At 38.5% G+C, this 12430-nt stretch carries 12 protein-coding genes and 1 pseudogene; 9 read left to right on the top strand and 4 right to left on the bottom strand.

What is annotated here, in order from left to right; genetic code table 11:
- Positions 1 to 25: 25 nt before the first annotated feature.
- Together def and A6754_RS22425 are read right to left on the bottom strand one after the other, a co-directional pair.
- Positions 26 to 580: a peptide deformylase gene (gene def / locus A6754_RS14500; RefSeq protein WP_066447082.1), complete on the bottom strand. Its 555-nt coding sequence runs from the start codon at positions 578 to 580 to the stop codon at positions 26 to 28.
- Positions 581 to 726: 146 nt separating this feature from the next.
- Entirely contained in the window at positions 727 to 867 is a 141-nt protein-coding gene (locus A6754_RS22425; protein WP_082851694.1) for a YjcZ family sporulation protein, read from the bottom strand.
- 248 nt (positions 868 to 1115) lie between these two features.
- On the opposite strand from A6754_RS22425, the gene A6754_RS14495 reads away from it, so the two are divergent.
- From A6754_RS14495 to A6754_RS14470, 6 genes and pseudogenes are all read left to right on the top strand, one after another.
- The gene (locus A6754_RS14495) at positions 1116 to 1787 is read left to right on the top strand and encodes a YkyA family protein (protein WP_066447079.1); all 672 of its coding nucleotides are present in this window, start codon (positions 1116 to 1118) and stop codon (positions 1785 to 1787) included.
- An 862-nt stretch (positions 1788 to 2649) separates the two neighbouring features.
- Complete coding sequence (pdhA, locus tag A6754_RS14490; RefSeq protein ID WP_066447075.1) at positions 2650 to 3765, top strand: pyruvate dehydrogenase (acetyl-transferring) E1 component subunit alpha; 1116 nt, start codon at positions 2650 to 2652, stop codon at positions 3763 to 3765.
- 3 nt (positions 3766 to 3768) lie between these two features.
- Positions 3769 to 4746, top strand: coding sequence for an alpha-ketoacid dehydrogenase subunit beta (locus A6754_RS14485; RefSeq protein WP_066447071.1), 978 nt, complete (start codon positions 3769 to 3771; stop codon positions 4744 to 4746).
- 61 nt (positions 4747 to 4807) lie between these two features.
- The gene (locus A6754_RS14480; RefSeq protein WP_066447067.1) at positions 4808 to 6151 is read left to right on the top strand and encodes a dihydrolipoamide acetyltransferase family protein; all 1344 of its coding nucleotides are present in this window, start codon (positions 4808 to 4810) and stop codon (positions 6149 to 6151) included.
- A 3-nt stretch (positions 6152 to 6154) separates the two neighbouring features.
- Positions 6155 to 7564 (top strand): dihydrolipoyl dehydrogenase, encoded by a 1410-nt coding sequence (lpdA, locus tag A6754_RS14475; protein WP_066447064.1) that lies wholly within the window; start codon positions 6155 to 6157, stop codon positions 7562 to 7564.
- A 163-nt stretch (positions 7565 to 7727) separates the two neighbouring features.
- Positions 7728 to 9287, top strand: a pseudogene (locus A6754_RS14470) (IS1182 family transposase); the annotation flags it as partial.
- 167 nt (positions 9288 to 9454) lie between these two features.
- Here A6754_RS14470 and A6754_RS14465 read toward each other — a convergent pair.
- Positions 9455 to 9835, bottom strand: coding sequence for a hypothetical protein (locus tag A6754_RS14465; RefSeq protein WP_066447060.1), 381 nt, complete (start codon positions 9833 to 9835; stop codon positions 9455 to 9457).
- Between the two features lie 303 nt (positions 9836 to 10138).
- On the opposite strand from A6754_RS14465, the gene A6754_RS14460 reads away from it, so the two are divergent.
- Both A6754_RS14460 and A6754_RS14455 read left to right on the top strand, forming a co-directional pair.
- On the top strand, positions 10139 to 10378 hold the full coding sequence (locus A6754_RS14460; RefSeq protein WP_066447053.1) for a hypothetical protein: 240 nt from the start codon (positions 10139 to 10141) through the stop codon (positions 10376 to 10378).
- A gap of 143 nt (positions 10379 to 10521) precedes the next feature.
- Complete coding sequence (locus A6754_RS14455) at positions 10522 to 11397, top strand: polysaccharide deacetylase family protein (RefSeq protein WP_066447050.1); 876 nt, start codon at positions 10522 to 10524, stop codon at positions 11395 to 11397.
- A 16-nt stretch (positions 11398 to 11413) separates the two neighbouring features.
- Here the strand turns inward: A6754_RS14455 and A6754_RS14450 are convergent, their stop codons facing one another.
- Complete coding sequence (locus A6754_RS14450; RefSeq protein ID WP_066447048.1) at positions 11414 to 11755, bottom strand: hypothetical protein; 342 nt, start codon at positions 11753 to 11755, stop codon at positions 11414 to 11416.
- Positions 11756 to 11941: 186 nt separating this feature from the next.
- Between A6754_RS14450 and A6754_RS14445 the strand changes: the two genes are divergently transcribed.
- Complete coding sequence (locus tag A6754_RS14445; protein WP_066447045.1) at positions 11942 to 12229, top strand: DUF3055 domain-containing protein; 288 nt, start codon at positions 11942 to 11944, stop codon at positions 12227 to 12229.
- The last annotated feature ends 201 nt before the right edge of the window (positions 12230 to 12430 follow it).

Raw genomic sequence — 12430 nt, 5'->3', positions numbered from 1 at the left:
CTTGCCATGCTGGCAAGTTTTCTTTTTATCTCTCGATAGGAATGGCATCCTCAATCGGTTTAAGCGGTTCATTCTGATCAATATGATCGTAAAACATAATGCCATTTAAATGGTCGATTTCATGCTGAAATACAACGGCAGGAAGACCTTTTAGCCTTAGCTTAATTTCATTCCCATCAAGGTCATATCCTTTCACGGTTACGCGGGCGTAGCGCGGCACAAACCCTGGGATATTCTCATCCACAGACAGGCAGCCTTCACCAGAAGTGATATAGGACTGCTCCACTGAATGGCTGATAATTCTAGGGTTGAAAAGAGCATAGCTGAATAATTCTCCGTTTGGATCGGTAGTATGCACAGCAATCATTCGTTTTGAAATATTAATTTGAGGTGCTGCAAGTCCAACCCCTCCGCGTAACCCGTACCTTGCAGAAATTTCAGGATCCTGACTATTTTTAACGTACTCTAAAAGACTCGATAAAATTTCTTTATCTTCTTGTGCAGGTGGAAGCTGTACTTCCTCTGCCACTTTTCTTAAAGTCGGATGTCCATCACGTATGATATCGGTCATTGTAATCATGTACTTCACTCCTGTTGAACTTATGTATGAAAATAGTCTATCAAACAAAACAGCAAATGTTAATAAAACAGTTGATGTTTATCATATAAAAATTGTGGAACAAATAGGAGACAGCTCAATTAAGAGCTCTCTCCCGTAAAAATGATTTAGAATTTCCAGCAAGAACAGCCAACAATGATCAAAAGAATAAACAATACAACAATCAAAGCAAACCCTTTGCCATAGCCTGAACCAGCTACATAACCTGGGTAAGAACAACCATATCCGTATCCGCCATATCCATACATGAAGGATAACCTCCCTAAAGTAGAATATCGTCCACATCTGCAGTGCTTTTTAATATTTATTATCGGACGATTAATATAGCCTATGTATGATGTGTTCTGTTTGTGTAGGCCCGTGCCTAAGGAATAAATGAAAAGAGTTCAGCATAGGTTGTGATAGGACAAGCTTTATATTGTAAAATTGATACAAGAGTATTTGCCAAATATACCAACAGTAGATATAGTAAGGAATGAAGTTAGGGGGATTATAGATGAATAAATTAAAATCGGGAATGTGGATCAGTGTCCTATTGATGAGTATGGTGCTTTTATCAGGCTGTTTGAATTCTGAAACACCAGCTGAAAAAATGCACACTGTACTAGAAGATGCAGTTGCGGCCGAAAAAGGATTTGAAGAACAGCAAACCCCGCTTGTTGAACTGGAAAAGCAAGAAAAGGAACTGTATGATCAAATTATTGCCTTAAGTATGAAGGAATTTGAAGAAATTCAAAAGTTATCAGATGAAGCACTCGCATCTGCCGATCAGCGTGAAGAGCATATGAACGAAGAAAAACAAAGCATCGACGCTTCTAAAGAAGAGTTTCAAAAGATCCCTGATCTTATTGAAGAGATGGAAGAAGAAGAGTTGAAGAGTGAAGCACAGCAATTATACGATACGATGATGGACAGATATGAATTGCATGATGCGTTGTATAATCAATATTCCGAAGCATTAAATAATGATAAACAATTGTATGAGCTTTTCAAAACAAAAGATCTGCAATTAGAGCAATTGGAAGAGCAGATTACTTTAATTAATGATTCATATGAGCAGGTCCTTGAGACGAATAAAAAATTCAATGAAAAAACAGCTGATTATAATGAAATAAAGTTATCTTTTTATCAGGCAGCTGGACTAAATGTAAATACAGAAGATGAATAAGATAATAAAAAGTCTTAGTATATCAGTCAAATAAAGAAGCCCGGAACATTAGATGGATATTTCCTTAATATCTACATAATGTTCCGGTTTTTTTGTACATTTATATAGGAATTTAACTAAACCGCTATTGACCCTTAAAGAACATCTTTCCTGGGAGGAGCGAGTGCGATTTTAAAGCACTGTTGCCTGCCGGAGAGATAATAGCCTTCTTAACTGTGAATAAAACAATGACTTGAACAAAGAAGAAGCAAGCGGAATTTCCTGTTTAGGGTGAGTAAAGTGTCATGTAGAGGAAAGAGTGTTACGATGATTCATTTAGTTGTTTCTTTCTTCTTGTCGAAATTTGTATGTTGTACGAAAAACTATTATATGGAAAAAATAATTCCTATTGATGCTTTAGTATAACACGAGATAAATTTATTTCTTTTATAATACAGATGATGATTGTCGGGTGATACAGTTCCTTTTATTTGGAATACACTTAAAAAAGTTATTCAATCAAAAAAAACAATAGTTCATTTGATTGACTAGATATCGATAATTATATTAAACTATAAATCGTATGAGGCGTGTATCAATTTTGTTGCAAAAAGGATTGATACAGAATAAGATGGTAATGGGAGAAAAAATAAAGACGTTTTTATACATCTCATCTGTGGGAAAATAATAGAGAAGCTTTATTATTTTTTGCTGAAAGGGTTTCCTTTAAACAGCTGCGCACGAAGATTATCATTTGCAGGATGTTTTTTCGTCTTTATTTGACAAATTGTAATCTAAACTGCGGCAAACTTGGGCAACCTATAAATTGTGTATTTTTACTCATATGAATGACGTCTTTTTAAAAAAAGAAAGGGTGACTTTGATGGCTTCAAAAACGAAGAACACACATTTCGATGCGAAAAAGCAACGCGAAAAAGTGGAAGAACAGTTTCAGACGCTACAGATTTTAAATGAAGAGGGCAAGATCGTTAACGAATCTGCAATGCCTGAGTTATCAGATGAGCAATTACAGGAATTAATGCGCCGTATGGTTTATACTCGCATTCTTGATCAGCGCTCAATTTCATTAAATAGACAAGGCCGTTTAGGTTTCTATGCACCTACAGCTGGCCAAGAGGCTTCTCAATTAGCTTCTCAATTTGCTCTTGAAAAAGAAGATTTCATTCTTCCTGGATACCGTGATGTTCCTCAAATCATCTGGCATGGCTTACCTTTATCTCAAGCTTTCCTATGGTCAAGAGGACATTATGAAGGTGGAAACATCCCTGAGGGTGTAAATGTAATCGCTCCTCAAATTATCATTGGTGCTCAGTATATTCAAGCAGCTGGTGTAGCGCTTGGTATGAAAAAACGCGGTGAGAAAGCTGTTGCAATCACTTATACAGGTGATGGCGGTGCTTCTCAGGGTGATTTCTACGAAGGAATCAACTTTGCGGGTGCATACAAAGCTCCAGCAATTTTCGTTGTTCAAAATAACCGTTTCGCAATCTCTACACCTGTAGAAAAGCAATCTGCTGCTGGCACAATTGCTCAAAAAGCTGTAGCTGCAGGGATTCCTGGAATTCAGGTTGATGGAATGGATCCTCTTGCTGTATATGCAGCTGTTCGCGATGCTCGTGAGCGCGCTCTTAATGGCGAAGGTCCAACATTAATTGAAACATTAACATACCGTTATGGCCCGCACACAATGGCTGGTGATGATCCGACTCGCTACCGTACATCAGACCTTGATAATGAGTGGGAGAAAAAAGATCCGCTTGTCCGTTTCCGTAAGTTCCTAGAAGAAAAAGGCATCTGGAATGAAGAAATGGAAAACGAAGTGATCGAAAAGGCGAAGGAAGATATTAAAGATGCAATTAAAGTTGCTGATGATACTCCTAAGCAAAAAGTTACTGATCTAATGGAGATCATGTACGAAGAAATGCCTCAAAACCTTAAAGAACAATATGAAATTTATAAAGAAAAGGAGTCGAAGTAAGCCATGGCGCAAATGACTATGATTCAAGCAATTACTGATGCCTTGCGCACAGAATTGCGCAATGACCCGAATGTACTTGTATTCGGTGAGGATGTAGGCGTAAACGGCGGAGTTTTCCGTGCGACAGAAGGCCTGCAAAAAGAGTTCGGCGAAGATCGCGTATTCGACACGCCTCTAGCTGAATCCGGAATCGGCGGGTTGGCAGTTGGCCTTGGTTTACAAGGATTCCGTCCAGTTCCTGAAATTCAATTCTTTGGTTTCGTTTATGAAGTAATGGATTCCATTTCCGGCCAGCTTGCTCGTATGCGCTACCGTTCTGGCGGACGCTACAACGCACCAGTAACAATTCGTTCACCATTTGGCGGCGGCGTACATACTCCTGAGATGCACGCTGACAGCCTTGAAGGATTAATGGCACAGCAGCCTGGTCTTAAAGTGGTAATCCCTTCTTCTCCATATGATGCAAAGGGACTATTAATTTCTGCTATTCGTGATAATGACCCTGTCATTTTCTTAGAGCACATGAAATTATACCGCTCTTTCCGTGAAGAGGTACCTGAAGAAGAATATACAATCCCATTGGGTGTTGCTGAAGTTAAGCGCGAAGGTACAGATGTAACAATCGTGACTTACGGAGCAATGGTACATGAAGCATTAAAAGCAGCAGATGAGCTTCAAAAAGATGGTAAATCAGCTGAGGTTATTGACTTGCGTACAGTAAGCCCAATCGATATTGAAACAATTATTGCTTCTGTTGAGAAAACAGGCCGTGCAATCGTTGTTCAAGAAGCTCAGAAACAAGCTGGTATTGCAGCGAATGTTGTTGCTGAAATCAACGACCGTGCAATTTTAAGCCTTGAAGCTCCAGTATTGCGTGTAGCTGCTCCAGATACAGTGTTTGCGTTCCCGCAAGCTGAAACGGTTTGGCTTCCAAATTTCAAAGATATTATCGAAACAGCTAATAAAGTACTTAATTTCTAATTGGCAGGGGGGTTACCCCCTTTTATGAAATAGAAAGTAAATCAATAGGAGGTTGAATTCAGTGGCATTTCAATTTAGATTGCCTGATATCGGTGAAGGTATCCATGAAGGCGAAATCGTAAAATGGTTTGTTAAACCAGGCGATGAAGTTCAAGAAGATGATGTATTATGTGAAGTTCAAAATGATAAAGCGGTAGTAGAAATTCCATCTCCAGTTAAAGGGAAAGTTGAAGAAATTCATGTTGGAGAAGGTACTGTTGCAACAGTTGGAGAAGTTCTAATTTCTTTCGACGCTCCAGGATATGAAGACTTGAAATTTAAAGGTGATCACGATGATGAAGCACCTGCTGCTGACAAGAAAACAGAAGCACAAGTTCAAGCAACTGCTGAAGCTGGCCAGGAAGTAAAGAAAGAAGAAGCTCCAGTTCAAGAAGAGAAAAAAGAAGGTGTAGCAATTTCTCAAACTGATGTGGATCCAAACCGCCGCATTATTGCAATGCCATCAGTTAGAAAATTTGCTCGTGATAAAGGTGTTGACATTCGTCAAGTCGCTGGAAGCGGAAAGAACGGCCGTGTCCAGAAAGATGATATCGAAGCATTCTTAAATGGCGGAGCTCAAGCAGCTGCTCCAGTTCAAGAATCAGCACCTAAAGCAGAAGAAACTGCAGCACCTGCAGCAGCTGCGGCTGTTCCTGCTGGAGAATATCCAGAAACTCGCGAAAAAATGAGCGGAATCCGTAAAGCAATCGCGAAAGCTATGGTAAACTCTAAACATACGGCACCACACGTTACTTTAATGGATGAAGTTGATGTAACAAAACTAGTTGCTCACCGCAAGAAATTCAAAGAAGTAGCTGCAAGCAAAGGAATCAAATTAACATTCCTTCCGTATGTAGTAAAAGCATTAACAAGTGCATTACGTGAATTCCCAGCATTAAACACATCACTTGATGATGAAGCTGGCGAAATCATCCACAAGCATTATTACAATATCGGAATCGCAGCTGATACTGAAAAAGGCTTGCTTGTTCCAGTTGTAAAAGATGCTGACCGTAAATCACCATTTGCAATTTCAAACGAAATTAATGAACTTGCAGGCAAGGCTCGTGATGGTAAACTGGCACCTAACGAAATGAAAGGTGCTTCATGCACAATTTCTAATATCGGATCAGCTGGCGGACAATGGTTTACTCCAGTAATCAATCACCCTGAAGTAGCAATTCTTGGTGTTGGCCGTATCGCAGAAAAGCCTGTTGTGAAGGATGGCGAAATTGTTGCTGCACCAGTTTTAGCATTGTCATTAAGCTTTGACCACCGTATGATTGATGGTGCAACAGCTCAAAATGCACTTAACCACATCAAGCGTTTACTTAATGATCCAGAACTATTGTTAATGGAGGCGTAACAAATGGTAGTAGGAGATTTCCCGATTGAAACAGATACTATAGTCATTGGTGCAGGTCCAGGGGGGTATGTTGCAGCTATTCGTGCAGCACAGCTTGGTCAAAAAGTTACAATTATTGAACGCGGCAACCTTGGGGGCGTATGTTTGAATGTTGGATGTATCCCTTCAAAAGCATTAATCACTGCTGGTCACCGTTATGAAGAGGCACAAGGTTCTTCTGTAATGGGAATTACGACTGAAAACGTTAAGGTTGACTTTTCAAAAGTGCAAGAATGGAAAGGCAGCGTAGTTAAGAAGCTTACAGGCGGTGTTGAAGGCCTTTTAAAAGGAAACAAGGTAGATATCGTTCGCGGTGAAGCATACTTTGTTGATGCTAACACACTTCGTGTAATGGATGATAACTCTGCTCAAACGTATACTTTTAAAAATGCGATTATCGCTACTGGCTCACGTCCAATCGAATTACCAACTTTCAAATACACAAAGCGTGTTCTTGACTCTACTGGTGCATTAGCTCTTGAAGAGATTCCTGAAAGCATTGTTGTAATTGGCGGAGGTTACGTAGGTACTGAGCTTGGCGGAGCATATGCAAACTTTGGCACGAAAGTAACAATTCTTGAGGGTGCAGATGATATTCTGAATGGCTTTGAAAAACAAATGTCATCTCTAGTAACACGCAACCTTAAGAAAAAGGGTGCTGAAATTATTACTAAGGCACTTGCAAAAGGTGTTGAAGAAACAGAAACTGGCGTTACAGTTAAATATGAAGTGAGCGGCGAAGAGAAGTCTGTAGACGCTGACTACGTATTTGTAATGGTTGGACGCCGTCCAAATACAGATGAGCTTGGTCTTGAGCAAGTAGGCATCAAGATGACTGATCGTGGAGTAATCGAAATTGATAAGCAATGCCGTACTAGCGTAAGCAATATCTATGCTATCGGTGATATCGTTGAAGGTCCTCCACTTGCTCATAAAGCTTCTTACGAAGGTAAAATTGCTGCTGAAGCTATCTCTGGCCACAACGCTGAAATTGACTATTTAGCAATTCCTGCTGTTGTTTTCTCTGAGCCTGAATTAGCAACAGTTGGTTATACTGAGAAGCAAGCAAAAGATGAAGGAATCGATGTAGTTGCTGCGAAGTTCCCATTTGCAGCTAACGGCCGTGCACTTGCACTAGATAGCACAGACGGATTCTTAAAGCTTGTAACTCGTAAAGAAGATGGGTTAATCATCGGTGCTCAAATTGCTGGTACAAATGCTTCTGATATGATTGCTGAACTTGGTTTAGCGATTGAGTCTGGAATGACTGCAGAAGACCTTGCAATGACAATCCATGCTCACCCAACTTTAGGTGAAATCACAATGGAAGCTGCAGAAGTAGCTCTTGGAATGCCAATTCACATTGTAAAATAAAGTAAAAGAGGCTGGGACAAAACCTACCTCCAAGATAAAAAAGCCGGTGAAATTTTACTCATTGTAAAATTTCACCGGCTTTTATCATTTTTAAATAAAAATAAGGACCACTTCTGATAAAATAAAGTCACCACAACAAATTCAATCAGAAAGAAGGGTCCTTATGTTTAAAGATTATAACATGAATCAAATTATTTTGCCTTTAGATTTAGCAGTGAAATTACAAGAAAATGATATCGCCTTTTCCATCCATCATTTAGTCGAAAGTATTCCTCAAGAAGCTTTTCATTCCTTTAGCCGACAGACTGGCTGTCCATCCTATCATCCACGCATGATGCTGAAAATTATTTTATGCGGCTACACGCAATCTACTTTCTCTGGTCGTAAAATAGAAGGATTATTGAAAGATAGTATCCGCATGATGTGGCTCGCACAAGGATATGAGCCAAGCTACCGCACGATCAACCGGTTCCGTGTACACCCCGAAATGAAAGAATTAATACGCCAATGTTTCGTCCAATTCCGATGTCAGCTGGTTCAGGAGAACCTGATTGATCAAGAAGCGATCTTTATTGATGGCACAAAAATTGAGGCGAACGCTAATAAATTCACGTTTGTATGGAAGAAAGCCATTGAAAAATTCCATGCCAATCTCATTGAAAAGTCTAATCAGTTATACAGCCAGCTCCTTGAAAATGAAATCATTCCTGAAATAAAAAGAGAGAATGAAGAACAGCTTTCGATTGAAGAGTTAAAGCAAGTCGCCAAACAACTAGATGAAGTAGTCGATGATTATACACAAAAAATTGAGAGCTCTGATGATGCAGAAGAGCGTAAACAGCTTCGGAGTGAACGGAAGTCACCAAAACAAATGGTAAAACAACTGAACGATTGGATTGCCCGCAAACAGAAGTATGAAAAGGATTTTAACATGTTTGGCACAAGAAACAGCTATTCAAAAACGGATCAGGATGCAACTTTCATGCGAATGAAAGATGACTATATGCAAAACGGACAATTAAAGGCTGGCTATAATGTACAAATCGCGACAGAAGGACAATACGCACTGGCTTATGATGTGTTTCCAAACCCGACGGATACCAAAACATTAATCCCCTTTCTTGACCGAATTGAACAGGAATTCTTTTCGTTGCCGAAATACATTGTGGCAGATGCCGGTTATGGAAGCGAACAAAATTATGATGACATTTTGACAAAACGCAGCTGTACACCGCTTATTACGTATAATCACTACTTAAATGAGCAAAAGAAAAAGTTCAAACAAGATCCCTTCAAAACAAGTAACTGGGAGTATGATAAGGAAAGTGATACGTTCACTTGTCCGAATGACAAAAAGGTCATGTTTCAATACCATTCAACTCGTTCCGATAAAAGTGGTTACAAGCGACAATTAAAGGTTTATGAATGCGAGGACTGTTCAGACTGCCCATTGCGATCGTTTTGTACAAAAGCACAAGTAGGTACAAATCGTAAACTCATGATCAACGAGAAATGGGAACAGCAAAAAGAATATGTAAAGACAAAGCTTTCGGAAGAAGAAACGGCTGCCATTTACCGTCAACGCAAAACAGACGTGGAGCCAGTTTTTGGATTCTTGAAGGCTAATTTGGGTTTCACTCGGTTTTCGGTTCGCGGTCAATCAAAAGTCGATAACGAAATCGGCCTCGCGTTAATGGCCGTGAATATAAGAAAATCTGCGGCAAGAGCGTAAGATCTTGCCTACCTAAGACCAAAATACATAAGAAAAAAGTGAAATCGACGAGCGATTTCACTTTTTTTCATTGACTGAGACTATTTGTCCCAGCCTCTTTTTATTAAGGATTTGAAAAAAGACTTCAGTTGTATAGAAGTCTTTTTTTAACTATATATTTATTCATACTGTTCAAGTGCGTTTTCAATTGGTTCTATAATTTGATCTTTTTTTACAATTCCATCTACCTTTACGAGTGTCTGATCTTCATATACTAAAACCATCGCTGGACTGCGCTCTAACTCAAATTGATCTAAATATTGCTTTTTATTTTCATAAATAATCTTCATATTTTTTATGGCTTCTGGGTATTTTTGCTTTAATTCAATGATAGCATCATAATAAGCCACTTCTTGACGATAATTTGCCTCGTCAGAAAAGAACAGTATTTGTTGTATATCTTCATTAATCTCCAGGTCAGGCGACTCTGCTTTACTGCAAGAGGAGGATGTTAAGATAAATAGAGCACTAAATAAAAGTAAAAGCATGCCTTTCATCATTTCTCTGCCTCACTTTACACACATTTTTTCCGAAATCTTACAAATTGCCCTCTATACATAAGTATTTTATCACGGTCTACTGCCGAAACCGCAAATGTCACCTAAATGTTATATAAATGAAAAATACAAGCAAAACCTTCAACATATATTTCAAATAAACCAGGTTTTCATTATCAAAAAAAGGGGAGAGTAAATAGAAAAGCGGAAGGCGCTTGCTAAGCCCTGTTTGCGAGGAGTAAAGGTTAACTTTAAATTTCTAGAAAATCCATAAATTTAGTGTATTTAAAAGGCGGTGATGATGGTGTGAAGGTTTATACAGCAGTTATCATACAGCTCATTATATGGAGCGGGTTTACCTTTATTGAATGGCTTTCGAAGTATGATCAATTAGTATTTAAAGCGTTAATGTTTTTTGTGTTTCTTTATCTTGCTGTCATCATTGGCCATTATATTATAAAATCCACACGAAAGACATTTGTTGCAACGATGGTAAGTTTAGCGGTGTATGGTTCTTTTCATGCCATTATGGCCGTAGTGGTTTGAGTAAAGAATGTTTAGGGTATATTTCTTTAGTTATGCGCTCCAGATCTTCGTAAAGAAGTTCTGTACATTCTTGAGTCAGCTAAGATTTGTCTTCATTGAAATTGAAAAGCACTAGTTTATAATTAGGAGCGAGGAGGGACAGCATGAGAATAAAAAGTATATTTGCACTGCTTCTGACATTCATTTTTTTACAAGGCTGTGCAACTGATAATGAATCCAATTCTGCTGAAGAGGTGAATGGACAAGCATCGCAGGAGCAGACGGAAAGCAATAACCATTCTGAGCTAGAGAAACAGGATCGTGAAGAAGAAGAACAAGCAGAGGGAATGAATGAAGAAGAAGAAGAAACTCAGTCTGCAGCAGGCTCACAAGAAGCAGAAAGTAAAGAAGTTGAAAAACAATATCAAATTAATGAAAATACATGGACAGTAGATCCTATTTCAGATGCGAATCCAAAAGTAGCTCTTTTAACCATTGATGATGCACCGGATGCACATGCATTAAAGATGGCGCAGACTCTAAAAAAACTTGATGTAAAGGCAATCTTTTTTGTTAACGGTCATTTGATTAACTCTCCTGAAAAGGAAGATGTCATAAAAGAAATTTATGATCTTGGATTTGCTATTGGGAATCATACATATGGACACAACAATTTAAAGGATCTATCAGAAGAAGAGCAAAAGCAAGAAATAGTAAAGGTTAATGATATGGTTGAAGAAATAACTGGTGAAAGACCACGATTCTTCAGAGCACCTTTTGGTTCTAATACAGACTATAGTAAAAAGGTAGCTGCAGAAGAAAATATGACCATCATGAACTGGACATATGGGTATGATTGGGAGCAGGAGTATCAAACAAAAGAAGCAATTGCTGATATCATGGTCAATAGCCCCTATTTAAACAACGGTGCAAATTTACTCATGCATGATCGGCAGTGGACGATGGAAGCTATGGAAGACATTGTGACAGGTCTGCAGGCAAAAGGATATATTATTGCAGATCCTGAGACAATTAAATAATTATAAAAAAGGAGCCTTATTTAGGCTCCTTTTCTGCAGGCTTCCGGTCCATAAATCTTGCGATGATGGTATAAATAGAGAAGAAAAGCAGAAAAAAACAAAGCAGAGATAAAGCGAAAGGAATAACGCTAAAGTCTGTCTCTTCCTCAAATGGTGAATTGAACTCCACTATGACAGGATAGGAGGCAGTATCTTCCGGAAGCTCCTTTACTTGTCCTAAATAAGGAAATGGTGCACCAAAAACAGCTTTATATGGGAGCTCAGCAGGTTTGTCTGCAACAAATGCATTAAAAACGAAAGGCGAAATAAGTGTAAATGCTAAAGATAGCAAAAGGATTACAACAATTTTTTTATTCATCTGACACCTCAAAGTATGTATAATCATTTAGTTTACTTGCGACGTATTAAGATCATGCCCTTAAATATTCTATCATTGAATAAAAACATATGACAACTTTATTAACGATTAATAATTATGGTTGATAAAATGAGAAGTTCGCAATACAATAGTATTCTAAATAGTTTGAAAAAAAGGAGGTGCCATATGGACAATTTTTCTAAAATTTATGATGAACATGAAAATGTAACTGTACGTTTTGCCGGCTTTGCAACCAAGTTAAAGCGTTATGATTTTGCTATCGTTTATACAAATCTATTTTATAAAAAACCTCTTGTGACCTGTATGCAAACTGGCCGTTCGATCCTCCTTGATCCGCTTGACCTCGAAGATTCGCATTCCGTGCAGAAAATATTCAAAATTGAAACCACAAATCAAACAGAAGATCTTGTTCAATTTTTCAAAGATGCGATCCCAGGAACACATGTTAGTTAAAGATGGTGTTTTGCGAAGCGCTTATCAAGTTGAACCTTATTGGCCCAGTTGAAGTGAGAACACAGATGTTTGTGTGAAGAAAGGCTTGCAAATAGGCCAATCCTGCTTTTCCATTTTTTTATGCCAGTCTCTCAGTTCCTTTGAACACTAATTTTAAATGATTGTACTAAAACTTTACATTAAGCCCGAGCGACTAATAGT

It is taken from the genome of Cytobacillus gottheilii (assembly GCF_001636345.1).
Classification (GTDB): Bacteria; Bacillota; Bacilli; order Bacillales; family Cytobacillaceae; genus Cytobacillus; species Cytobacillus gottheilii.
This window is presented reverse-complemented; position numbering and strand designations above follow the sequence as displayed.